Annotated in this window: 20 protein-coding genes; 6 read left to right on the top strand and 14 right to left on the bottom strand. The window is 71.3% G+C overall.

Annotated features, from left to right (window positions below):
* Position 1: 1 nt before the first annotated feature.
* The 3 genes from F603_RS0109450 to F603_RS0109460 all read left to right on the top strand — a co-directional run bounded on the left by F603_RS0109450 (position 2) and on the right by F603_RS0109460 (position 3375).
* On the top strand, positions 2–724 hold the full coding sequence (locus F603_RS0109450) for a hypothetical protein (protein WP_019545766.1): 723 nt from the start codon (positions 2–4) through the stop codon (positions 722–724).
* Positions 725–825: 101 nt separating this feature from the next.
* Positions 826–1629, top strand: a complete 804-nt coding sequence (locus F603_RS0109455) for a thioredoxin domain-containing protein (RefSeq protein WP_019545767.1) — start codon at positions 826–828, stop codon at positions 1627–1629.
* 102 nt (positions 1630–1731) lie between these two features.
* Positions 1732–3375, top strand: a complete 1644-nt coding sequence (locus F603_RS0109460; RefSeq protein ID WP_026328271.1) for a serine/threonine-protein kinase — start codon at positions 1732–1734, stop codon at positions 3373–3375.
* Positions 3376–3385: 10 nt separating this feature from the next.
* Here the strand turns inward: F603_RS0109460 and F603_RS0109465 are convergent, their stop codons facing one another.
* A complete protein-coding gene (locus F603_RS0109465) occupies positions 3386–3958 on the bottom strand; it encodes a dienelactone hydrolase family protein (RefSeq protein ID WP_019545768.1) in 573 nt (190 codons plus the stop codon).
* 109 nt (positions 3959–4067) lie between these two features.
* Between F603_RS0109465 and F603_RS0109470 the strand changes: the two genes are divergently transcribed.
* Positions 4068–5147, top strand: coding sequence for a mechanosensitive ion channel family protein (locus F603_RS0109470; protein ID WP_019545769.1), 1080 nt, complete (start codon positions 4068–4070; stop codon positions 5145–5147).
* An 8-nt stretch (positions 5148–5155) separates the two neighbouring features.
* Here F603_RS0109470 and F603_RS0109475 read toward each other — a convergent pair whose 3' ends face one another.
* A complete protein-coding gene (locus F603_RS0109475) occupies positions 5156–6751 on the bottom strand; it encodes a Na+/H+ antiporter (RefSeq protein ID WP_019545770.1) in 1596 nt (531 codons plus the stop codon).
* 3 nt (positions 6752–6754) lie between these two features.
* Positions 6755–7690 (bottom strand): RluA family pseudouridine synthase, encoded by a 936-nt coding sequence (locus tag F603_RS0109480; protein ID WP_425426965.1) that lies wholly within the window; start codon positions 7688–7690, stop codon positions 6755–6757.
* Positions 7691–7892: 202 nt separating this feature from the next.
* Between F603_RS0109480 and F603_RS0109485 the strand changes: the two genes are divergently transcribed.
* Positions 7893–9101: a metallopeptidase domain-containing protein gene (locus F603_RS0109485; protein WP_019545772.1), complete on the top strand. Its 1209-nt coding sequence runs from the start codon at positions 7893–7895 to the stop codon at positions 9099–9101.
* Between the two features lie 2 nt (positions 9102–9103).
* Here F603_RS0109485 and lspA read toward each other — a convergent pair whose 3' ends face one another.
* A complete protein-coding gene (gene lspA, locus F603_RS0109490; protein ID WP_211231054.1) occupies positions 9104–9853 on the bottom strand; it encodes a signal peptidase II in 750 nt (249 codons plus the stop codon).
* 34 nt (positions 9854–9887) lie between these two features.
* Positions 9888–10757, bottom strand: coding sequence for a TraR/DksA family transcriptional regulator (locus tag F603_RS0109495; RefSeq protein WP_019545774.1), 870 nt, complete (start codon positions 10755–10757; stop codon positions 9888–9890).
* Between the two features lie 439 nt (positions 10758–11196).
* On the opposite strand from F603_RS0109495, the gene ileS reads away from it, so the two are divergent.
* On the top strand, positions 11197–14337 hold the full coding sequence (gene ileS / locus F603_RS0109500) for an isoleucine--tRNA ligase (RefSeq protein ID WP_026328274.1): 3141 nt from the start codon (positions 11197–11199) through the stop codon (positions 14335–14337).
* A gap of 141 nt (positions 14338–14478) precedes the next feature.
* Here the strand turns inward: ileS and F603_RS0109505 are convergent, their stop codons facing one another.
* From F603_RS0109505 to ftsW, 9 genes are all read right to left on the bottom strand, one after another.
* Entirely contained in the window at positions 14479–15846 is a 1368-nt protein-coding gene (locus F603_RS0109505; RefSeq protein WP_019545776.1) for a DivIVA domain-containing protein, read from the bottom strand.
* Between the two features lie 51 nt (positions 15847–15897).
* On the bottom strand, positions 15898–16182 hold the full coding sequence (locus tag F603_RS0109510) for a YggT family protein (protein ID WP_016906999.1): 285 nt from the start codon (positions 16180–16182) through the stop codon (positions 15898–15900).
* A gap of 64 nt (positions 16183–16246) precedes the next feature.
* The gene (locus tag F603_RS0109515) at positions 16247–16885 is read right to left on the bottom strand and encodes a cell division protein SepF (RefSeq protein WP_016906998.1); all 639 of its coding nucleotides are present in this window, start codon (positions 16883–16885) and stop codon (positions 16247–16249) included.
* 136 nt (positions 16886–17021) lie between these two features.
* On the bottom strand, positions 17022–17801 hold the full coding sequence (locus F603_RS0109520; RefSeq protein ID WP_019545777.1) for a YggS family pyridoxal phosphate-dependent enzyme: 780 nt from the start codon (positions 17799–17801) through the stop codon (positions 17022–17024).
* 2 nt (positions 17802–17803) lie between these two features.
* Positions 17804–18523: a peptidoglycan editing factor PgeF gene (gene pgeF / locus F603_RS0109525; protein WP_078503639.1), complete on the bottom strand. Its 720-nt coding sequence runs from the start codon at positions 18521–18523 to the stop codon at positions 17804–17806.
* On the bottom strand, positions 18523–19734 hold the full coding sequence (gene ftsZ, locus F603_RS0109530) for a cell division protein FtsZ (protein WP_019545779.1): 1212 nt from the start codon (positions 19732–19734) through the stop codon (positions 18523–18525). The genes pgeF and ftsZ overlap by 1 nt, the downstream gene beginning before the upstream one ends.
* A 237-nt stretch (positions 19735–19971) precedes the next feature.
* A complete protein-coding gene (locus F603_RS0109535) occupies positions 19972–20799 on the bottom strand; it encodes a cell division protein FtsQ/DivIB (protein ID WP_019545780.1) in 828 nt (275 codons plus the stop codon).
* A gap of 37 nt (positions 20800–20836) precedes the next feature.
* The gene (gene murG / locus F603_RS0109540; protein WP_026328277.1) at positions 20837–21931 is read right to left on the bottom strand and encodes an undecaprenyldiphospho-muramoylpentapeptide beta-N-acetylglucosaminyltransferase; all 1095 of its coding nucleotides are present in this window, start codon (positions 21929–21931) and stop codon (positions 20837–20839) included.
* Between the two features lie 7 nt (positions 21932–21938).
* Entirely contained in the window at positions 21939–23309 is a 1371-nt protein-coding gene (gene ftsW, locus F603_RS0109545) for a putative lipid II flippase FtsW (RefSeq protein WP_019545782.1), read from the bottom strand.
* Between the last annotated feature and the right edge of the window lie 38 nt (positions 23310–23347).

The raw sequence follows: 23347 nt of genomic DNA on the forward strand, positions 1-23347 counted from the left end.
GATGGACATCGGATCGGCGGGCGGACAGGCAGGGTCCGCAGGGAGCCCGGGCATACCCTCCGCGGGGAGTCCCGGCATCCGTGCTGCGCGCGCCGGGATCTTCACCGCACTCTGCGTCACGCTCTCAGCCGGCGGGCACGTCCTCCTCTCCGGCGCCCCGGTCCCCGCTGCGACGCTCGCCGCTGTAGCGGTCGGTGTCTTCCTCATCGCCTTCGCGTTCGCTCCGCGCGAGTGCGGGTACGGCCGGATCGCCGGCGTACTCGTCCCGTTGGAGCTCCTCGCCGACGCCGTCTTCACCACGGGGCAGCACGCGTGTTACGGCCAGGGCGGCGGCCCCGTGACGGGCCCGCTGCGCGCCGTCGGCCTCGACCTCCTCTGCGGCGGCGGCAGCCTCGGCACCCCGCTCGCCCGCGTCGCCGCGCAGAACGGGAGCGCGGCGCCGGAGACGCTCCCCTGGCTGCTGCTCGCCTGCCACGTCGGCGTCGGGCTCCTCGCCGCCGCGTGGCTGCGCCGCGGCGAGGACGCGCTCGCGCGGCTGCTGCGCGCGGCCGCCGCCACCGCATTCCGGCCGTTCCGACCGGAGTTGGCACCGGTGCCCGCGCCCGCTCCGCTCCAGGTGCGCGCCGCCCGTACCGCCCGGGCCGCGCGGCTGCCCCGCGCGGTCCCCCTGCTCACCCACTCCGTACACCGCCGAGGTCCGCCGCGCTGCCTCCTGGCGGCCTGAAGAGGCCACGCGCCGCGCACGCGCCGGCGCACGCAGCCGTGCGTACACACCACCTCGAAGACGAGCGGGATCAAGAGATTCCGAAACGGAGCAGAAGAGACATGAGCAAGCGCAATTCCCAGGAGTCCAAGCGCGCCGCACGCGAGCGGCTGCGGATCGAGCGGGAGAAGCAGGCGAAGAAGGCGAAGATACGCCGGCAGTTGGTGATCGGCGTCTCCGTGGTCGCCGTGCTGGCGCTGGCGACGGGCGTCGGCGTCGCCGTGAAGAAGATGAACGAGCCCTCGGGCTGGGACGCGGCGAAGGACGCCAAGCTCGTCACCCCTGCCAACGCCGAAGGGGCGAAGGGCACCCGGGTCGTCGTCGGCGGTGAGGACGCGAAGAACCGCATCGACGTCTACGAGGATCTGCGCTGCCCCGCCTGCGCCAGCTTCGAGCAGAGCGCGGGCAAGCTGCTGCAGAAGGGCGCCGACGACGGCAAGTACAAGCTCCAGCTCCACCTCGGCTCGATCATCGACAACAACCTCGGCGGCGAGGGCTCGAAGAACGCGATCAGCGCCCTGGGCGCCGCGCTCGACGTCAGCAACGACGCCTTCCGCGAGTACCACGAGGCGCTGTACTCGAAGAAGCACCACCCGGAGGAGGCGAAGGACGAGTTCGCCGACGACGCGTACCTCCTCGACATCGCCGATTCCGTCAAGGAGTTGAAGGGCAACAAGAGCTTCCAGCAGAACGTCGAGAAGGGCACCTTCGACAAGTGGGCCCTCGGCATGGTCGGCGACTTCGAGAAGGGGAAGGTTGACGCCACGCCGACGGTCAAGGTCGACGGCAAGAAGGTCGAGACCGAACAGCTCCCCGCCCAGCTCCAGAAGCTCGGTGTCGACCTCGGCGGCTCCGGCAAGGAGTGACCTCCGCGCAGTCGTGGCCGCCCTCCCGCCGGGGAGGGCGGCCGCGCCCGTAACTCCCGGTGCCTGCACAGCCGTTGCCCCCGGCCACGTACCCTGACGTCCATGACTGGGGGCACACGGGGACAGTTGGTGGACGACCGCTTCGAGCTGTTGGAGAAGCTGGGCAGCGGCGGCATGGGCACCGTGTGGCGCGCCAGGGACACGGCACTCCACCGTGAGGTCGCCCTGAAGGAAGTACGCCCGCTCACCGCCGAGTTGACCCCCGACGGGTCCGACACGCCCGCGGGCTCCGAGGGCGTGCAGCGCCTCCGCGAGCGCGTCCTGCGCGAGGCGCGCGCCCTCGCCCGGCTCAACCACCCGAACGTGGTGACGATCCACCACATCGTCGACGCGCCCGACCAGCCGCCGTGGCTCGTCATGGAGCTCCTCCCCGGCGAGACCCTCCAGGACCGCCTCGCGCAGAACCCGTTGGCCCCCGCGGACGCCGCACGGCTCGGGCGGCAGATGCTCGCCGCGCTCCGCACGGCCCACCGCGCCGGCATTCACCACCGCGACGTCAAGCCCGGCAACGTCCTGCTGCGCGAGGACGGTTCGGCCGTCCTCACCGACTTCGGCATCGCCGCCCTCCAGGGCGCCACCTCGCTCACCGCACCCGGTGAGTTCCTCGGCTCCCCCGAGTACGTCGCACCCGAGCGCATCCGCGGCACCGACGCCCCCGAGGGCGACCTGTGGTCGCTCGGCATCACGCTCTACGTCGCCACCGAGGGCCGCAGCCCCCTCCGCCGCGCGACGACGCTCGCCACCCTCGCCGCCGTCCTCGACGACCCGCTGCCTCCCGCGCAGCGCAGCGGCCCGCTCGCCCCCGTGCTCGACGCGCTGCTCGTCCGCGACCCGGCCGCCCGTCCGAGCCCCGAGCGCCTCGACGCGATGCTCGCCGAGGTCGCCGAGAACCGCTCCCCCGCGCCCCAGCCGCCCCCCGGCGCGTTCGCCGCACCGCACGCCGCCCCGCCGGGCCCTCCGACTCCCCCGCACTCCGCCCCGCCGTACGGCGCCTTCGGGCCCCCGCCCGCCGCGTCTCCGGAACCCCAACAGCAGCCGCCGGGCGGCCGGTTCCGACTGCGGGACGCGATGATCATCGGCGGTGCGCTCGTCGCCGCCACGCTCATCGCCCTCGGCGCCTATTTGCTCGTCGACACCGAGGACGAGCGGACCGCCCCCTCCCCCACACCGTCGGGCGGCTCCGCCTCCCCCGGCGGCGCACACCCCGAGGGCGGCGTCTCCCCGGCGCCCACGCCGAGCGCGAACGCAGAGGACGAGCGCGAGGCCGACGCGACCACGAGCCCCCCGCGCACCTCCGGGGCGTCCACGCCCGAGGGCCCGCGCGGCGCGGAGCACCGCGACTCCTGGGTGGCGCAGCTCGCCTCCGTGCCGAAGTCGGAGGGCGTCGCGGAACGCGAACGGCACGAGACAGCACTGGCGGGCCGAACCGACGGCGTCCGCTGGGTCGACAGCGACGACTACGCCTCGCTCCGCTCCGGCTACTGGATGCTCTACCGCCCGGGCCCGAGCGAGGGCGGCGGCAGCAGCTTCGAGAGCGGCCAGGCCGCGGCCGACTGGTGCGCGAGCTCGGGGCTCAGCACCTCGAACCAGTGCGTGGGCCGCTACCTCAGCGACGACGCCGCCGACCGCGTCTACGTCTGCTCGCCCGACAACTCCCGCGGCACCGGTCGCTGTTCACGCGAGTGAGGCGGCACGGTCAGAGCGTCTCCAGGAACCCGAGCGCAGTGCGCCAGGTCTGCTCGGCGGCCTCCGCGTCGTAGTGGTCCAGGTCCTCGTCCGTGTAGAGGTGCCCGGCGCCCGCGTAGCGGAAGACCTCGACGTCGGCGCCTGCCCTGCGCATCCGCAGGTACCACGCGCTCAGCCAGTCGTCGGGCTCGAACGGGTCCGGTTCCGCGACGTGGAGTTGGACGGGGAGGTCGTCGGCCGTGGCGTCGTCCGCGAGGTCAGAGGTGCCGTGGAGGAGGAGCAGCCCGCGTGCGTTGACGTCGGCGAGCGCGAGGTTCTGCGCCAGCGCGGCGCCGAGCGAGAACCCCGCGTAGACGACGCCGCGTTCGGAGACCGGCGCCGCCGCCGCGACCGCACGCCGCAGCAGCTCGTCGCTGCCGATCTCCTCCTTGAGCGCCATGCCCTCCTCCACCGAGTCGGTGGTGCGCCCGGCGAACAGGTCGGGTGTGAGCACCTCGTGACCGGCCGCGCCGAGGCGCTCGGCGGCGCGGTGCACGGCGGGCCGCAGCCCGTGGACGGAGTGGAGCAGTACGACGGTGGCCACGGTGTCACATCCTTCACAATCTCTTCCCGCAGCGACCACCGCGGCGGGGGTCACTCATGGTCCCAGGTACCGTCGACGGTGACCTTTCGACCCCGAGGAGACGGAGACCATGGAGGACGTGCTGCGCCCGCTCGTCGTGTTCGGCGGTGCACTGGTACTGGCATGGCTGATCGCCTGGGCCGCCGACCGTGCGCTCCACAGGCTCGACGCGAGGCACCCCGAAACCCCCATGTGGGAGCTGCTGCGGCGCGGGCGGGTGCCGTTGCAGGCCGTGCTCTTCGTCACGCTCGTCCGCGGCTTCTTCGGCAGCACCCGCCTGGCGAAGAACGACCGCGAGACCGTCGACCTCTGGCTGACGGTCATCATCATCGGTGCCTCGGCCTGGCTGATCCTCCGCATCCTCGCGGCGATAACGGAGACGGTCGCCTCGCGCTACGCGGGCGTCGCGCTGGACCCGGCCCGCGCGCGGCGGGTGCGTACCCAACTGACGTTGATCCAGCGCCTGGTGACCGCCGTGGTCTCGGTGATCGCGGCCGCCGCCGTGCTGCTCCAGTTCCCCGGCATGGAGACCTTCGGCTCCTCGATGCTGGCCTCGGCCGGTGTGCTCGGCATCGTCGCCGGTGTCGCGGCGCAGTCGACGCTCGGCAACCTCTTCGCCGGCCTCTCGATCGCCTTCGGCGACATGGTGCGGATAGGCGACACCGTGATCGTCGACGATGAGTACGGCACCGTCGACGAGATCGCCATCTCCTACCTCGTGGTCCGCACCTGGGACGAGCGGCGGATCACCATGCCCGTCTCGTACTTCACGAGCAAGCCGTTCGAGAACTGGTCCCGCGGCGGCTCGCAGCTCACCGGCACCGTCTACTTCCACCTGGACCACCTGGCCCCCATCGAGGAGATCCGCAGCAAGACGGAAGAGCTGGTGCGCGCCAACGACCACTGGGACGGCCGCAGTTGGAGCCTGTGGGTCACCGACACCACGCCCACCACGATCGAGGTACGCGCGGCCGCGACCGCCCGCACGGCCGACGACGTCTGGACGCTCCGCTGCGACCTGCGCGAGCAGCTCCTCATCTGGCTCAGGACCGAGCACCCCTACGCGCTCCCCGGCATCCGGCTCGCCCAGGACGCGCAGACCGGCCCCGACCGCGTGACGACCGCTGACCTCAGCAAGTCGGAGGTCTGAGGCGCCGCTCAGCCGTGCCGGTAGCTGTGCACGTCGAGTTGGTGCAGCACCCGGTCGACGACCTCGGGGTCGACGCCGCTCTCGCCGCGCGCCGCGACGGCCTCGTGCCGCGCGGCGGAGAGCAGCTCCCCCTGGACGCGTCGGAGCGTCTTCATCCGCTCCACATGCTCCAGTTGCGAGGCGCGCCGCTCCTCGTCCGCTATGTCGGGCGAGATCCGCGCCCCGACGTCCCAGGCCCGCCGCACGAGGACCTCGGCAAGCTCCTCCGGCAGCTCCTCGACCTCCTCGATCTCCCGCAGCCGCTGCCGCGCCGCCTTCGCGCACCGCAGCGCCAGCTCCCGCTCGACGCTCCGCTCGGCCGCCGTGTCCGCCTTCACCCGCAGCAGCCTCACCAGCCAAGGCAGCGTGAGCCCCTGGAAGACGAGCGTCACCACGACGACGCAGAAGGCGAGGAAGAGGATCGCGTCCCGCCCGGGGAAGGGCTCACCGCCCTCGACGGTGAGGGGCACGGCGAGCGCGAGCGCGACGGAGGCCACCCCGCGCATCCCCGACCACCAGATCACCACGGTCTCGCGCCAGTTGGCGGGGATGTCCTCGTCGAGATCCTTGTTGCGGTGCAGCCGCATCGCGAGCCAGGCCGCCGGCAGCAGCCACGCGAGCCGCACGACGACCACCACGGCGACGACCGCGAGCGCGGCCGGCAGCAGGTCCTCCCACTGCTCGCGGCCGGTCTCGATGACGGTGTGCAGTTCGAGTCCGATCAGCCCGAAGGCGATCCCGGTCACGAGTGTGTCGACGATCGACCAGAAGGTGTTGCCGGCGAGCCGTCCCTGCACGTCGTCGGCGTCGACGGCCCGCCCCGAGGAGAGGTAGAGCGCGGTGGTGAGCACCGCGAGCACGCCCGAACCCATGAGCTCTTCGGCGAGCACGTACGAGGCGAAGGGCACCAGCAGCGTCAACCCGGTCTGGAGGGTGGCGTCGCCGAGGAACCCCATCACCTTCCCGGTGAGCCATGCGAGCGCCAACCCGACCGCCACCGCGACGACGCCGGAGAGGACCAACTCCCCGGCGGCGAGGGGCATCGAGAACGTCCCGGTCACCGCAGCAGCGATCGCCACGTGGTAGAGGGTGATCGCGGTGACGTCGTTGAAGAGCCCCTCACCCTCCAGGATCGAGACGAGCCGGCGCGGCAGCCCGAGCTTCCCCGCGACGGTCGTCGCCGCCACCGGGTCGGGCGGCGCGACGAGCGCGCCGAGCGCGACGGCGCCTGCCACGCCGAGCCCCGGCACCAGCGCGTTGGCCACCGCCGCGACGGCCGCCGTCGTCACGAAGACCAGCGCGACCGCCATGAGGAAGATCGGCCGCTTGTTGGCGGCGAACTGCCGCCACGAGGTGTGCTGCGCCGCCGCGTAGATCAGCGGCGGAAGCACCAGCGGGAGGATGAACTCCGGCGGGAGGTCGATGTTGGGCACGAACGGGAGCAGTGCCAGCGCCCCGCCGAGGAGCGTCATCAGCACCGGAGGCGGAAGCCCGATCCGGTCGCCGACCGGGACCATCACCACCGAGGAGAGGAGCAGGACGAAGAGCAGGGCGAGCTGTTCCACGTGTCAGGCACTCTCCGCTCTCACCCGGTCCAGGGCCCGTCGGAGGTCCTCGGGGTAGTCGCTTTCGTAGGTGACCCAGCGGCCGTCCGCCGGGTGCTCGAAGCCGAGTTGCACCGCATGGAGCCACTGCCGCTGGAGCTTCAGCCGGGCGGCGAGCTTCGGATCGGCGCCGTAGGTGAGGTCGCCGACGCACGGGTGCCGGTGCGCCGACATGTGCACGCGGATCTGGTGCGTACGCCCCGTCTCCAACTTGACGTCGAGGAGGCTGGCGGCGCGGAACGCCTCGATCAGGTCGTAGTGCGTCACCGAGGGCTTCCCGTCGGCGGTGACGGCCCACTTGTAGTCGTGCTGCGGATGCCGGCCGACCGGTGCGTCGATGGTGCCGCTGAGCGGGTCGGGGTGCCCCTGCACCAGGGCGTGGTACCGCTTGTCGACGGTCCGCTCGCGGAACTGCTGCTTCAACAGGGTGTACGCGCGCTCCGACTTGGCGACCGCCATCAGCCCCGAGGTGCCGACGTCGAGCCGGTGGACGATGCCCTGCCGCTCCGCCGCCCCCGAGGTGCTGATGGTGTACCCGGCGGCCGCAAGCCCGCCGATCACCGTCGGCCCGCTCCACCCCGGACTCGGATGCGCCGCGACCCCGACCGGCTTGAGGACGACGACCACGTCCGCGTCGTCGTGGACGATCTCCATCCCCTCGACGGGCTCGGCGACGATCCGCACCGGCTGCGCCGGCTCCGGCATCGTCACCTCGAGCCAGGCCCCGCCGGGGACGCGGTCGGACTTGCCCACCGCCGAACCGTCGAGGAGCACCTTCCCCTCGCCGGCCAACTCGGCCGCCTTCGTACGTGAGAACCCGAACATCCTGGCCAGAGCAGCGTCGACGCGCTCCCCCTCGAGTCCCTCGGGTACGGGCAAAGTGCGGACTTCTGCTGGCATGCTCACCTGATCGAGTATGCCGGACGGACGGCACGTCCCTGCGCCGGGAGGCCCCAACTGCCGCGCCGTGCACCGCTCACCCGCGCAGCCCGCCCCGGGGTGCACCCGCCACCGTCCGCACCGACGGTGTCACTACGCCCGCACGCCACCGCTCCCCCGTGGCCGTGCGCTGCGAGGAAGCGCCCGACGGAAGGAGCCGGCCATGACGGCAGCCCGGAGGCCGCGCGCACGGATACCGGGCCGCCGGGCCCTCGTCCTCGCCGCCACCCTCGTCACCGCCGGCGTCGGCCTCGCCCCCGGTGAGGCGGCGGCCGCCGGCATCGCAGGCCCCTGCGCGATATCCGCCCGCCCCGGCACGGGGGAGGGACCGCAGAACGGCGAGCACATCAACCCGCTCGGCCACCGCCGGGCCACCATGCTCATGGTCGACTTCGCCGATCGCCCCGCCCGCAACCGCGCGGAGTCCCGCGCGAAGTTCTTCTCCGGGTACGGCGACGAGTACATCGAGCGCGCCTCGTACGGGAAGTACCGGCTCCGCCTCGACCACACCGGGTGGATACGGATGCCCCACCGCTGGTCGTCGTACGGCATCGACCGCGGCGTCCCCGAGCGGCTGATGCGCCGCTACGTCCGCGACGCGCTGGAGGCCGCCCGCGAGCGCGGCGCCGACCTCGGCGGCACCGACCTCGTCTTCGTCGTCGCAGACGACAACGTCCCGGCCCCGCCCACCGTTTCGCAGGCGAGCACCTTCGACGAGCTGCGCGCCGGCGGCACCTCGGTGCGCGGCGCGGCGCTCGTCTTCGGCCGCCGCGCGGACTCGGCGCTGTGGCAGCGCGGCAACTTCGTCCATGAGGCGAACCACCTCTACGGGCTGCCCGACCTCTACAACGTGGAGCGGAACGCCTCGGTCGAGTACGCGGGCGGCTGGGACACGATGAGCATGGCCGGCATCTCCGACCTCCTCGGCTGGCACAAGTGGAAGTTCGGCTGGATCGACGGCGACCGCGTGCACTGCACGCCTCCCGGCGCCACCGAGGAGGTCCGGCTCGATCCCGTCGGCTCCCGCGGCGCCAAGATCGCCGTGGTGCGCACCGGGCCGCACCGTGCGCTCGTCGCCGAGGCACGCAGCCGGACCGGACTCGATGCACCGATCTGCCGCGAGGGCGTCCTCCTTTACACCGTCGACTCGCGCACGGCGACGGGACGCGGTCCCGTCCGCGTCGTGGACTCCCGTCCCGACAGCCGAGGGGGCACGCACTGCGGCAACCGCGCCCCGGCCGAGCTCGCCGAACTCGCGGACGCGCCCTTCGCACCGGGCGAGCGCCACACCTTCGGCAACGGGGCCCGGGTCGAGGTGCTCGGCAAGGAGGACTCGGGTTACCGCGTGCGGATGCAGGCCCCGGAGCGCTGACCTCAGTCGCGGTGGACAGTGCCGTCGGGGTCGAGGCCGCGGAAGGAGAGCAGCACGATCAGCACGCCGCCGCAGACGATCGCCGAGTCCGCGAGGTTGAAGACGGCGAAGTGCGTCGGCGCGATGAAGTCGACGACGGCGCCGCGGAAGACGCCCGGCGAACGGAAGATCCGGTCGGTGAGGTTGCCGCAGGCACCCCCGAGGAGCAGCCCGAGCGCGATCGCCCACGGCGTGCTGTACAGCTTCCGCGCGATACGCGCGATCACCACCACGACGATGGCGGCGATCAGCGAGAGGCCGATCGTCAGCGCCTCCCCGATGCCGAAGGCGGCGCCCGGGTTCCGGATCACGTCGAGCCGCAGCAGCGAGCCGACGATCTCGATCGGCTCGTGGTGCTCCAACTCCTCCACGACGACGATCTTGGTCACGAGGTCGAGTGCGTACGCCAGGGCCGCCACGACGAGGAGCACCGCGATCCGCCGCCGCCCCTTCGGCGCGGCCACCGGGGCCTCCGCGGGCTCGCCCTCCGCCGGCTCCGCTGCCTCGGCGTCCGCCGCGTCGGCAGGCTCGCGAGGCGCCTCGCCGCCGTCCGGTTCCGGGTCTTCCGGAGCGTCGCGTTCCGCCTCGCTCACGCTCGGAACCTCCGCCGAACCGCCGTCCCGCTCCGCGCGGTCGGCTTGCCGAGAACCGTCCGCGCCCTCGGGCGCGGACGGGGTGTCCGGGGTCTCGATGGGCCGCTCCACCTCTGTCACGTGTTGAGGGTACGACACGGCCCGAACCGCATCTTCAGCGGCGCTCCTGCTTCTGCTTGCAGTCGACGCAGAGCGTGGCACGGGGGAAAGCCTGCATCCGCGCCTTCCCGATCGGGTTGCCGCAGTTCTCGCAGACGCCGTACGTCCCGGCGTCGAGCCGCTCCAGGGCGCGCTCGTTTTGGTAAAGCATCTCGCGTGCGTTGGCGGCGAGCGCCATCTCGTGCTCGCGTGTGATGTTCTTGCTGCCCGTGTCGGCGTCGTCGTCCCCCGCGCCGTCGCCGGAGTCGCGCATCAGGCCGTTGAGCGCCTCCTGCGAGGCGTCGATCTCCTCGCGCAGCCGGGCCACTTCGCCGTGCAGCCCCTCGCGCGCCTCCTCCACCTCGGCCTCGGTCCACGGGTCCTCGCCGGAGCGCACGGCGAGGTCGCCGGCGGCTGCCGGGCCCGTCGTCGCGGTACGTGCCGTCGGCACCGGACCGGCCTGAGTGGATGCAGAACTCTTCTTCGCAGGCACCGTCTCGGCTCCCGTCGTTTCGGCTGCGCCGGCTCCGGCGGTCTCGGAGCTCTCCGACGGTTCCGCCCCCGCCGCAGCTACTGTCGTCTCGATGCCGGCGGACGGCTCCGCTGCCGCCGCCTTCTTCGCCGCACCCTTCTTGGCCGGCGCCTTCTTGGCGGACTTTTTCGCCGCCGCCTTCTTGGCTGCCGTCTTCTTCGCCGCCTTCTTCGCCGGCGCCTTCTTGGCCGGCGCCTTCTTCGCTCCGGCCGCCCCCTTGGACGTCGATTCACCGCCGTCTGGTTGCTCTGCTTCCTCCGCAGCCCCGGAGCCGCCGGACGGCTGGGCTGCCGGCTCCCCTTCGGGAGCCCGATCGGCTGCCGTCCTCTGCACGGCGGTCTTTCTCGCCACCATGGCCGCGGCCCCTTCACATATTGTGATCTTGCTCGCGAAACGTGACCGGAACGATAAATCGACTTGGACTGCACGGCAACGGGGCACGCCGGTCTCATCCGTTGTGCCCAGGCAGCCGGTGCGAAAACCGTGTCACCGCTCCCGCAGGGGAGCCGTACACTGGGGTCGGCGCAAGCGATGAAGGGGACGAGTAGCGTCCGCAAGCAGCCAGGAGCGACCCGGGGACGGTGCGAGCCCGGGGGCCCGCCCGGCGCGAAGATCACCCCGGAGCCGCCGGAGGAAAACCCGCAGCGCGGGCGAGTAGAACCGGCAGCGCTGCCCCAACGAGGGGGCGGTGGGCGGCTGCCCGCCGCCAAGGAGGGTGGTACCGCGGGACCGCACGGCGATCTCGTCCCTCCGACGGACACGCTCGTACTCTCCGCCGGAGGAAGCCCCGACGATGCAATACCACCAGGTACCAGCCCAGGTGGACCTGCCCGCCATGGAGCGCGCGGTCCTCGACTTCTGGCGCGAGAACAAGATCTTCGACCGGACCCTGGAGATGTCCGAGGGCCGTCCCGAGTGGGTCTTCTACGAGGGTCCGCCGACCGCCAACGGCATGCCGGGCGCCCACCACATCGAGGCCCGCGTCTTCAAGGACGTCTTCCCTCGGTTCCGCACGATGCGCGGCTACCACGTCGGCCGCAAGGCGGGCTGGGACTGCCACGGGCTCCCCGTCGAACTCGCCGTCGAGAAGGAGCTCGGCTTCAACGGCAAGCAGGACATCGAGAACTACGGCATCGCCGAGTTCAACGCCAGGTGCCGCGAGTCGGTCACCCGGCACACCGACGCCTTCGCCGACCTCACGACCCGCATGGGGTACTGGGTCGACCTCGACGACGCGTACCGCACCATGGACCCCGAGTACATCGAGTCCGTCTGGTGGTCGCTGAAGGAGATCTTCAACAAGGGCCTCCTCGTCGAGGACTACCGCGTCGCGCCCTGGTGCCCGCGCTGCGGCACCGGCCTCTCCGACCACGAGTTGGCACAGGGGTACGAGACGATCGTCGATCCCTCGGTGTACGTCCGGATGCCGCTCACCTCGGGGCCGCTCGCCGGTGAGGCGTCGCTGCTGATCTGGACGACGACGCCGTGGACGCTCGTCTCCAACTGCCTCGTCGCGGCCCACCCCGAGGTGGAGTACGTGGTCGCCACGGACGGGCAGGAGAAGGTCGTCGTCGCCGAGCCGCTCGTGGAGAAGGCGCTCGGCGAGGGGTGGAGCACCACGGGTCAGCGGTTCACCGGCAAGGAGTTGGAGGGCTGGAAGTACGAGCGGCCCTTCGACCTCTTCGACGCCGCCGAGGGTGCGCACTTCGTCGCCAACGCCGACTACGTCACCACCGAGGACGGCACGGGGCTCGTCCACCTCGCGCCCTTCGGCGACGACGACTTCAAGGTGATGCGCGAGTACGGCGTCCAACCCGCCATCCCGGTACGACCCGACGGCACCTTCGCACCCGAAATCGGGCTCGTCGGCGGCGAGTTCTTCAAGAAGGCCGACGAGGACCTCGTCGCCGACCTCGACGCGCGCGGCAAGCTCCTGCGCCACGTCGCCTACGAGCACAGCTACCCGCACTGCTGGCGCTGCCACACGGCGCTGATCTACTACCCCCAGCCCTCCTGGTACATCCGCACCACGCAGGTCAAGGACGCGCTGCTCCGCGAGAACGAACGCACCAACTGGTACCCGGACTCCGTCAAGCACGGACGCTTCGGCGACTGGCTCGACAACAACGTCGACTGGGCGCTCAGCCGCAACCGCTACTGGGGCACGCCCCTGCCGATCTGGCGCTGCGCCGACGAGCACCTCACCTGCGTCGGCTCCCTCGCCGAACTCGGCGAGCTCACCGGGACCGACCAGAGCGGCCTCGATCCGCACCGCCCGTACATCGACGAGATCGTCTTCGCCTGCCCCCACGAGGGCTGCGCCCTGGAGGCGACGCGCGTTCCCGAGGTCATCGACGCCTGGTACGACTCCGGTGCGATGCCGTTCGCGCAGTGGGGATACCCGTACAAGAACAAGGACCTCTTCGAGAAGCGGTACCCGGCACAGTTCATCTCCGAGGCGATCGACCAGACCCGCGGCTGGTTCTACACACTCATGGCCGTCGGCACGCTCGTCTTCGACAGGTCCTCCTACGAGAACGTCGTCTGCCTCGGCCACATCCTCGCCGAGGACGGCCGGAAGATGTCCAAGCACCTCGGCAACATCCTGGAGCCGATCCCGCTCATGGACCGGCACGGCGCCGACGCCGTCCGGTGGTTCATGGCGGCCGGCGGCTCCCCCTGGGCGGCCCGCCGGGTCGGGCACGGCACCATCCAAGAGGTCGTCCGCAAGGTGCTGTTGACCTACTGGAACACCGTCGCGTTCCAGGCCCTGTACGCCCGCACGGCCGGCTGGGCGCCGAGCGAGGCCGACCCGGCACCGGAGCGCCGCCCGCTCCTCGATCGCTGGCTCCTCAGCGAACTCCACGCGCTCATCGACCAGACGACGCTGGCGATGGAGAACTACGACACCCAGCGCGCGGGCAAGCTCCTCTCCACCTTCGTCGACGACCTCTCCAACTGGTACGTGCGGCGCTCGCGTCGCCGCTTCTGGCAGGGCGACCCGGCGGCGCTGCGCACCCTGCACGACGTCGTCGAGACGGTGACCCGTCTCATGGCGCCGTTCGTGCCGTTCATCACGGAGCGGGTCTGGCAGGACCTCGTCGTGCCGGTGGCGCCCGAAGGGCCCGCCTCGGTGCATCTGGCGCCCTGGCCCGAGGCCGACCTCGGCCGGATCGATCCCGAACTGTCGCAGGACGTCCTGCTCGTGCGGCGCCTCGTCGAACTGGGACGCGCCACCCGCGCCGGCTCGGGCGTGAAGACGAGGCAGCCGCTCTCGCGCGCGCTCATCGCGGCGCAGGGCTTCGAGACGCTCTCGCCCGACCTGCGCGCCCAGATCACCGAGGAGCTGAACGTCGCGCAACTCGCCTCCCTCTCCGAGGTCGGCGGCTCGCTCGTGGACACCTCGGCGAAGGGCAACTTCCGTGCGCTCGGGCGCCGTTTCGGCAAGCGCACCCAGACCGTCGCCGACGCCATCGCCGCCGCGGACGCCGCCGCGCTTTCGGCCGCGCTGCGTGAGGGGAACGCCTCGGTCGAGGTCGAGGGCGAGACGATCGCCCTCGATCCGGAAGAGGTGATCATCACGGAGACGCCGCGCGAGGGCTGGTCCGTCGCCTCCGACTCCGGTGCCACCGTCGCCCTCGACCTGGAGATCTCCCCCGAGCTCCGCCGCGCCGGACTCGCGCGCGACGCAATCCGGTTGATCCAGGAGGCGCGGAAGAACTCGGGGCTCGACGTCGCCGACCGGATCGCGCTGCGCTGGCAGTCGGCCGACGAGGAGGTCTCCCTCGCGCTCGCCGAGCACGCCGACCTCATCGCCGAGGAGGTCCTCGCCGTCGACTACTCAGACGGCGAGGGCGACGCCTCCTACGGGGAGCCGTTCGTGGACGAGGCACTTCCGCTCACCTTCCGCCTGCGCGTCGCCGACGGCTCCTGACGGTCCCGGGGGCGGCTTCCGGCCGCCCCCGACTCCCGCCGCGCGCAAGGGCGTTCGTTTTTTCGCAGGGTGACACGACGAAGGGCCCGGCCCGGAAGCATCGCTTCCGGGCCGGGCCCTTCTCGGTTGCGCTCAGCCGCTTTAGCTGTCGTCCTCGTCGATGAGGAAGCCGCGCATCGGCGAAGGCGCCTGCTGCGAGGGCTGCGGACCGCCCTGCGGGCGAACCGGCGCCATCGGCTGGGTCATCGCGGGCGCCATCTGCTGCTGGTTGCCGTACGACTGCGGGCCGCCCTGGTTGTGGCCGCCCGGACCGCCGGGACCACCAGGACCGGCGGGGCCGCCCGGACCACCAGGACCGGCGGGGCCGCCGGGTCCACCCGGACCGGCGCCGGGACCGCCCTGACTGCCGCCCATGGGCCCGTGGTTGCCGCCCATGGGTTGGTGGCCGCCCGCCGGGCCGCTGCCGTTGGCGGCGCCACCGCCCGGCCCTGCGGGAGCGCCCGCGGGAGCCATCGACGGCGGAGCCGGCAGCGATGCCGTCGCAGGCGTCCGCGGCGGGGCGAGCGAATCGTCGGCCTGGTTCTCCAACTGCCTGAGCTGGCTCTCCAGGTAGGACTTGAGCCGGGTGCGGTACTCGCGCTCGAAGCCGCGCAGGTCCTCGACCTTGCGCTCCAACGTGGCGCGCGCGGACTCCAACGAGCCCATCGCCACGCGGTGCTTCTCCTGCGCGTCCCGCTCCAACGCGTCGGCCTTGGCGCGGGCGTCGCGCTCCAGGCCCTCAGCACGGCTGCGCGCCTCGCCCACGATCTTGTTCGCCTCGGAACGCGCCTCGGCGATCGCCTGGTCCGCGGTCTGCTGCGCCAACGACAGGACGCGCGCGGCGCTGTCGTTGTTCTGGCCACCGCCGCCCGGCATCTGCGGCGCACCGCCGCCCTGCGGACCGCCGGGCACCATCGGGCCGCCCTGCTGCTGCGGACCGCCGGGACCGCCAGGCCCGCCGTGGCCGGGACCGCCGGGACCACCGGGGCCGCCGGGACCCATGGGGCCGCCCTGCTGCTGCGGGCCACCGGGACCGCCAGGCCCGCCCGGTCCACCGGGACCGCCAGGCCCGCCGTGGCCGGGGCCACCGGGCGCGGAGGGCAACTGCGGCTGCCCGCCCGGAAGCTGGGGCGGGCCGCCCATGCCCTGCTGCTGCCCGGGCGGACCCGGCTGCGGTCCGGATATGGCCGGCGGCACGGGTCCCTGGCCTTGGCCCTGCTGGCCCTGCTGTTGGGGCTGCCGGTCCTGAGGGGGCTCGGGTTTCCGCATCCCGCCCTGCTGCTGGTTCTGCGCAGCGGCACGCGTCGCGGCGGCCAACTTCGCGCGCAGATCCTCGTTTTCGCGCAGCAGGCGCGTCAGCTCTGCTTCAACCTCGTCGAGGAAGGCATCGACCTCGTCCTCGTCATAGCCTTCACGGAGGCGGACGGTCGTGAACTGCTTGTTCCGCACGTCCTCGGGGGTCAGTGGCATCTCTTCACCTCAACGTATGTCGTCGGCATTCGGCAAGACCAACTCGATCGTTCACAGCCAGGCCACGACTTGGATCAGGAGGTAGACAATGATCATGAGTACGAAGAAGGACAGGTCGAGCGCCACGCCCCCGAAGCGCAGCGGCGGAATGAACCGCCGCAGAAGCTTGAGTGGCGGATCAGTGACAGTGTAGGTGGCCTCCAGAACGACCACCATCGCCTTGCCTGGTTGCCATGAGCGGGCGAACTGGAAGACGTAGTCCATCACCAGCCGGAAGATCAGCACGAGCAGGAAGCAATACAGCGCGACTTGGACCACGTCGAGTGCGGTTCTCATCTGCGCTGCCCTCTCCCCTGGGGTGCTCGTGCGGCCTTGCGGCCCGTTCGCTTGATCCTGCTTCTCAGCTCTGGTTGAAGAACCCGCCCTCTGCGATGCGGGCCTTGTCCTCCGCCGTGACATCGACGTTAGCAGGAGACAGCAGGAACACCTTCTGCGTCACCCGCTCGATACTTCCGTGCAGACCGAAGACCAAACCTGCCGCAAAGTCGACAAGTCGCTTGGCGTCGATGTCGTCCATCTCCGTCAGATTCATGATCACCGGGGTGCCCTCACGGAAGTGTTCCCCGATGGTACGGGCCTCGTTGTAGGTCCGCGGGTGCAGTGTGGTGATCCGGTACGGCTCCCGCTCGGACACGACCTTGGGCATGATCACCGGTGCGCTCTTCTCCAGGTTCTGGCGTTCAGGTGTGATGGATGACACCGGAGCAATCCTCCCGGCTCGTCCACTTTCGGCAATCGCCGATGCGGGTGGCGTCTGCTCCCGCTCGCGCTGAGCCGGGGGTTGGACCGCCCGCAGCGACTCCTCCTCGGGCTCCGCCTTCTCAACTTCCCTGTTCTCGGAAGCCTGGTGGCGACGACGGTCCCGTTCCGGTTCGGGCTCTGGCTCGAACTCGTCGTCGGGGTCGTACCCCGGGCCGTCGTACCCATCGTCCTCCACGAGGCCGAGGTAGACCGCCATCTTGCGCATCGCGCCGGCCATTCTCTGCGTCCTCCGCTCTGTGGTGGATCGGCTCCGTCGCCGGTGGCCCTGGATCAGATCCACACGGTCTCTCCACCCGCCTTTTACCGGCGGAAATGACCATATTTTCTACCGTGATCCGACTTGCTTGGCGACGTTACCCGAGCCGGGGTCGGTCTCCGAGTACCGCACTGCCGACGCGTACATGTGTCGCCCCGGCTCTCACCGCCTCCTCCAGGTCCGAGCTCATCCCGGCGGAGACCATGCTCGCAGCAGGATGCCCTGCTTGCAGGCCCGTTGAGATTTCCCGCAGCCGCTCGAATGCGGCCTCGGGGCGCCCCGCGTACGATCCCGCGAGCGGAGCGACCGTCATCACACCTGCCAACCGCACACCTTGAGCCGCCGTCACGGCCTCGGCCAACTCCGGTACCAGATCGGGTGCACAGCCTCCGCGGCTGCCCACCGAACCGGACTCCGCGTCAAGGGCCACCTGTACCAGACAGTTGAGTGGACGGCCGGTACGCTCAGCCGCGTGCGAAAGGGCGGTGACGAGTCGCAACCGGTCGACGGAGTGCACGAAATCGGCGTAACCGGCAACGGAACGGGCCTTGTTGGTCTGTAGCTGACCGACGAAGTGCCAGGAGAGGTCGAGGTCGGCGCACTCGGCGGCCTTCGCCGAAGCGTCCTGGTCCTTGTTCTCCGCGACGTCGCGGACGCCGAACTCGGCGAGCAACCGCACGTCGCTCGCCGGGTAGGTCTTGGTGACGACGATCAGCCCGACCTCGTCCCTGTCCCGCCCCGCGGCCGCGCACGCCGCGGCGATGCGCTCCTCGACCCGCTCCAGGTTGGCGGCGAGTTCGGCACGTCGATCCGCCGGCTGCTCGGACGGGCGGGACGCCTCGGGACCGGCGTCCCGTCGAGGAAGGGCGCTGGCCATCCTCAACTCCCCTCGATCCAGACGTAACTCGCGAGCCGCCCCGACGTCCCGTCGCGCCGGTACGAGTAATGGTCGGACGACTCCCTCGTGCAGACCGAAGACTGTTCCAGAGTTGTGACGCCGGCCGAGCGGAGCTGCGCCCGCACCCCCGCGGCCATGTCGACCGACGGTGTTCCCCAGCGCGTCGTCGCCGCGACCGCGGGGACGCGCGCGGCGACCTCCTCGCGGACCGATGCCGGCACCTCGTAGCAGCCGCCGCAGATGGCGGGGCCCGTGCGTGCCACGAGCCGCCCCGGCTCAGCGCCCAACTCGACCATCCTGCGGACGGTTTCGGCCACCACGCCGTTCTGGACGCCCAACCGTCCGGCGTGCGCGGCGCCCGCGACGCCCGCCTCCGTGTCCGCGAGGAGCACGGGGGTGCAGTCGGCCGTCTGGACGGCGAGCGCGAGGTCACGGCGGGCCGTGACGACGCCGTCGACAGCGGGGGCATCGGGACCGAACGGAGCGTTCGCGAGGGCGACTTCGGCGCTGTGGACCTGGTTCATCCAGACGACGTCCGCCGGGTCGAGGCCGAGTTCCTTGGCGGCGAGGGCGCGGTTCTCCGCGATCGCCGGATCGCCCGTGCCGCCGAGGTTGAGCTCCGCATACGGAGCGGCGCTCACCCCTCCCCACCTGTCGGTGAAGGCGAAGTGCGCGCCGCTCGCTGTGCTGTGTCGCGTTATCACTTCAGGAAGTCCGGCACGTCCAACTCCTCGGCCTGGCTGTCCTGGTAGGGACGGGCCGGCGGGACCTGGGGAGCAGCGTGCGGGGTCGCGTCGGCGACGGGAGCGGGCTCCACCGGCTCCGGCTCCTCCTCGCGCGGGGTGACGGCACCGAGCCCGCCGAAGGCGGGGCGCTCCGGCTCCGCCTGCTCGCTCGCCGCCGGTGCCGACTCCTCCTTGCCGTAGGAGGAACCCAGCGCCTTCTCGCGGGTCTTCGACGGGGGCTGACCGCCGTCGAATCCGGCGGCGATGACGGTGACGCGGACCTCGTCGCCGAGAGCGTCGTCGATGACGGCGCCGAAGATGATGTTCGCCTCGGGATGGGCCGCCTCGCTGACGAGTTGGGCGGCCTCGTTGATCTCGAAGAGGCCGAGGTCGCTGCCGCCGGAGATGGAGAGCAGGACGCCGCGGGCGCCGTCGATGGAGGCTTCGAGGAGCGGCGAGGAGATCGCCATCTCCGCCGCGGCGACGGCCCGGTCGTCCCCGCGGGCCGAGCCGATCCCCATCAGCGCCGAACCTGCCTCCGACATCACGGACTTGACGTCGGCGAAGTCGAGGTTGATCAGTCCGGGGGTGGTGATGAGGTCGGTGATGCCCTGGACGCCGGAGAGGAGGACCTGGTCCGCCGACTTGAACGCGTCGAGGACGCTGACCTGGCGGTCGGAGATGGAGAGCAGGCGGTCGTTGGGGATGACGATGAGGGTGTCGACCTCGTCCCGCAGCCCCGCGATGCCGTCCTCGGCCTGGTTGGCGCGACGGCGTCCCTCGAAGGTGAACGGCCGGGTGACCACACCGATCGTCAAAGCACCGAGCGAGCGAGCGATGTTGGCGACGACCGGCGCACCGCCGGTGCCCGTGCCGCCTCCCTCGCCCGCGGTGACGAAGACCATGTCGGCGCCCTTGAGGACCTCCTCGATCTCCTCCCGGTGGTCCTCGGCCGCCTTGCGGCCGACGTCCGGATTGGCGCCGGCTCCCAGGCCGCGGGTGAGCTCACGGCCCACGTCTAGCTTGACGTCGGCGTCGCTCATCAACAGGGCCTGCGCATCGGTGTTGATCGCGATGAACTCGACGCCCTTGAGACCGACCTCGATCATCCGGTTGATGGCGTTCACGCCACCGCCGCCAATGCCGACGACCTTGATGACTGCGAGGTAGTTCTGCGGTGCTGCCACGTCGAAGGCCTCTCGCCTCGAGTTACGTATCCCTGTGGGGCGGTCCGAACGCCGACCCGACCCTAAGTGTGAGTTTAGGGTTCGCAGTGCCCGTCTTCCCTGGACTCTCGAGAACGGACACTAAGTCGACACGTGGTCAGTGTTCAACGAACACGCCGAACCTCCCGTTTTTCCATTCACCCTATGTGATCAGGTCCAGCGGTAGCCATCCAGGGTGCTGGCCTGCGCAGATGTGCGTCAACTCCCCGACGCCGCAGGGGCGCTGGGGACTCGGACGTCGAAGTGCTCGGCACCGTCCGCCGCTTTCATCAGCGAGGTCAGCGTCCTCGCCTTCGCACTGCCATGCTCGCCGCTGCCCCACATCACCGTACGCCCCTTGGTCAACTCAAGAGTGACGGAGTCGTAGGAACGGACTCGGACGGTGCGGGTGTCCTTGCGAACCTGTGGCGAAACGTCTCCGAGGACGCGCGCCGCCTCTGCGCGGAGTCGGGCACGACCGAAGTGGCGGAGACTCGCGTTCTTCTCCGGTTCGAGGACGAGGTGGGGCACGCCCTTCGGAGGTTGTCGGACTGTGGCGAATCGCACGCCCTCACCGTCGACTTCGACATAATCGTCGGCCCTTTCCATGACGAGTTCTGGCCGACGTTCCGTCACTTTCAGACTGATTCCGTTCGGCCAAGAACGCACCACTTCGACCTCCCCCACCCGCGGTAGACGTTCGGTGAGACGGGAGCGCACGGCGGACGCGTCGACGGAAGCGAGCGGCGCCCCCTCGGGCACCGCCGCCGCACGCTTCAACTCGCCGTCGGTGAGCACTCCGTTCCCGCTCACCGTGACCTTCTCGACCCGCAGCCACGGCGACCCGTAGAGCAGCCACGCCCCCGCACCCGCAAGAAGCGCGAGCACGAGAGCGGCCACGAGGAGGAGGCGCAGCCGCCGGGTCGAGCCGAGCAGCCGTGCCGGGCCGCGCGGGCGCGGGGCGGCGGGCGGGCCGGAGCCGGGGGCGCGGCGCTCGCCGGGTTCCGGGCGCTTGCGGCGAGCGTCGGTCTTGATCGGTCCGGCCACTGTCCCTGCCTTCCGTCACGCCTGGCGGCCGGCCCCGTCACCCCTGACGGTGTTCGGCCACCGCCTGGTGGACCATGCCGACGAGGAGCTCGTCGGCTTCCGGCCGTCCGAACTCCGCGGCGGCGCGGGCCATCGAGTGCAACCGGTGCGGGTCGGCGAGCACCGGGAGCACACTGCTCTGAATCCACTCCGGCGTCAGCTCCGCGTCGTCGACGAGGAGTCCGCCGCCTGCCTTCACGACCGGCTGGGCGTTGAGCCGCTGTTCGCCGTTGCCGATGGGCAGCGGGACGTAGGCGGCGGGGAGCCCGACGGCCGAGAGCTCCGCCACGGTCATCGCGCCCGCACGGCAGAGCATCATGTCCGCCGCCGCGTAAGCGAGGTCCATGCGGTCCACGTACGGTACCGGGACGTATGGCGGCATCCCCGGCATGTTGTCCACGTGCGGCAGTTCGTTCTTCGGGCCGACGGCGTGGAGTACCTGGATGCCGGCGCGCTGGAGGTGCGGGACCGCCTGCTGCACCACCTCGTTGAGCCGCCTCGCGCCCTGCGAGCCGCCGGAGACGAGCAGCGTGGGGAGCTGCTGGTCGAGGCCGAAGGCGGCGCGCGCCTCGGGGCGCGCGGCGCCGCGGTCGAGCGTGGCGATTGCGCGGCGCAGCGGGATGCCGATGTACTGCGCGTTCCGCAGCTTGCTGTCGGGCGAGGAGACGGCGACGAACCGCGCGTACCTCGAACCGATCTTGTTGGCCAGCCCCGGGCGTGCGTTGGCCTCGTGGACGACGATCGGGATGCCGAGGCGCTTGGCCGCGAGGTACGCGGGCAGCGCGACGTAACCGCCGAAGCCGATCACGCACTCCGCCTTGTTCCGCTCCATGACCTGCTCGGCCGCCTTGATGGTGCCGCGCAACCGGCCCGGGACCGTGATCAGTTCCGGGGTCGGCTTGCGCGGCAGCGGGACGGCGGGGATCAACTCCAGGTCGTACCCGCGCTCGGGTACCAGCCGGGTCTCCAGTCCGCGCTCCGTGCCGAGCGCCGTGACGCCCACTGTCGGGTCCTGCCTGCGCAGGGCATCCGCAAGGGCGAGCGCGGGCTCGATATGGCCGGCGGTCCCCCCACCGGCGAGTACGACGTGCACCACTCATTCACCGCTCTCTGGACGGCGGCTTCGCGGCACGCCGTCTTCTCGTCTTCCAACTCACCCCGGTCAGCCCCCTGCGGGCAGTGCGCTGCCCGGGAGCGGGCCGTCGCATGGCCAGGGCGGCCTTCGCCGCCGGGTCGCTGCGCGCGAAGGCGATCAGCAACCCCACGGCGAACATCGTCGGCAGCAGGGCCGACCCCCCGTAGGAGAACAGCGGAAGGGGTACGCCGGCGATCGGCAGCAGGCCGAGCACCGCACCGATGTTGATCACGGCCTGGACCGTGAGCCACGTCGTCACACCTCCCGCGGCATACCTGACGAAGGGGTCCTCCGTGCGTCCGGCCACGCGGATACCCGCATAGCCTAGAGCCGCGAAGAGAGCGAGCACCGACAGCGTCCCCGCGAGACCGAGTTCCTCCCCCGTCACGGCGAAGATGAAGTCGGTGTGAGGTTCGGGGAGTTGGCCCCATTTTTCCACACTGGCCCCGAGGCCGGAACCGAACCATCCGCCGGAGGCGAGGGCGTAGATGCCGTGGACGGCCTGCCAGCACTGGTCGGCGGGGCCCGGATCGGTCGCGCCGATGCAGCCGAGCCGGGACATCCGGTGGGGACTCGCCACTATCAGGAAAGCGCTCACCGAGGCGGCGGCGGCGAGGACGGCGACGAAGAGCCGGGTCGGGGCGCCGGCGAGCCACAGCAACCCGAAGAGGACGGCGGTGAGAATGATCGCGGTCCCCATGTCGCCGCCGAGCATGATGAGTCCGAGCAGCAGCAGCGTCATCGGGACGAGCGGGACGAGCAGGTGCTTCCACTGGCTGAGGAGCTTTTTCTCACCCTTGCGCGCCAGCAGGTCGGCGGCCCAGAGCGCGAGCGCGAGCTTGGCGAACTCGCTCGGCTGGACCTGGAACGGGCCGCCGAAGTAGATCCAGTTCTGATTGCCGTTCACCTCGTGCCCCAGCCCCGGCACTTGGACGAGGCAGAGCAGGAAGATGGAGACGGCGAGCAGCGGATACGCGAGCGAGCGGTGCAGGCCGATCGGCATCCGGGCGGCGACGAGGAGCAGCACGGTGCCCAGCACGGCGGCGATGAGCTGCTTGCGGAAGAAGTGGGTGGAGGCGAGGCCCGAGTTGAGCGCCTGGATCTGCGAGGCGGAGAAGACCATGACGAGGCCGAGCACCGTGAGCAGCAGACCGGCGCCGAAGATGAGGTAGTACGCCGTCAGCGGACGGTCCCACGCACGGCGTACGCGCAACTGGAGGCGGGCCAACGCACCGCCGCCACCGGGCTGCTGACGCGGCGGTCGGCGCGGCGGACGGCCCGGAACGGGCTGTTTGACCTGCCGCCGCTCGGCGGACTTGGCGGGTCGCGCCGTCATCCTGCTTCCCCTCCTGCTCGCCCGCGCCCGGTCCGCGG

The sequence above is a fragment of the Streptomyces sulphureus DSM 40104 genome, assembly GCF_000381025.1.
In the GTDB taxonomy this organism is placed as follows: Bacteria; Actinomycetota; Actinomycetes; order Streptomycetales; family Streptomycetaceae; genus Streptomyces; species Streptomyces sulphureus.

Excerpts from the sequence above, each read along its gene's own strand:
- F603_RS0109450 (WP_019545766.1), top strand. The coding sequence starts at position 2 with ATGGACATCGGATCGGCGGGCGGACAGGCAGGGTCCGCAGGGAGCCCG.
- F603_RS0109455 (WP_019545767.1), top strand. The coding sequence starts at position 826 with ATGAGCAAGCGCAATTCCCAGGAGTCCAAGCGCGCCGCACGCGAGCGG.
- F603_RS0109460 (WP_026328271.1), top strand. The coding sequence starts at position 1,732 with ATGACTGGGGGCACACGGGGACAGTTGGTGGACGACCGCTTCGAGCTG.
- F603_RS0109470 (WP_019545769.1), top strand. The coding sequence starts at position 4,068 with ATGGAGGACGTGCTGCGCCCGCTCGTCGTGTTCGGCGGTGCACTGGTA.
- F603_RS0109480 (WP_425426965.1), bottom strand. The coding sequence starts at position 7,690 with ATGCCAGCAGAAGTCCGCACTTTGCCCGTACCCGAGGGACTCGAGGGG.
- F603_RS0109485 (WP_019545772.1), top strand. The coding sequence starts at position 7,893 with ATGACGGCAGCCCGGAGGCCGCGCGCACGGATACCGGGCCGCCGGGCC.
- F603_RS0109495 (WP_019545774.1), bottom strand. The coding sequence starts at position 10,757 with ATGGTGGCGAGAAAGACCGCCGTGCAGAGGACGGCAGCCGATCGGGCT.
- ileS (WP_026328274.1), top strand. The coding sequence starts at position 11,197 with ATGCAATACCACCAGGTACCAGCCCAGGTGGACCTGCCCGCCATGGAG.
- F603_RS0109505 (WP_019545776.1), bottom strand. The coding sequence starts at position 15,846 with ATGCCACTGACCCCCGAGGACGTGCGGAACAAGCAGTTCACGACCGTC.
- F603_RS0109510 (WP_016906999.1), bottom strand. The coding sequence starts at position 16,182 with ATGAGAACCGCACTCGACGTGGTCCAAGTCGCGCTGTATTGCTTCCTG.
- F603_RS0109515 (WP_016906998.1), bottom strand. The coding sequence starts at position 16,885 with ATGGCCGGCGCGATGCGCAAGATGGCGGTCTACCTCGGCCTCGTGGAG.
- F603_RS0109520 (WP_019545777.1), bottom strand. The coding sequence starts at position 17,801 with ATGGCCAGCGCCCTTCCTCGACGGGACGCCGGTCCCGAGGCGTCCCGC.
- ftsW (WP_019545782.1), bottom strand. The coding sequence starts at position 23,309 with ATGACGGCGCGACCCGCCAAGTCCGCCGAGCGGCGGCAGGTCAAACAG.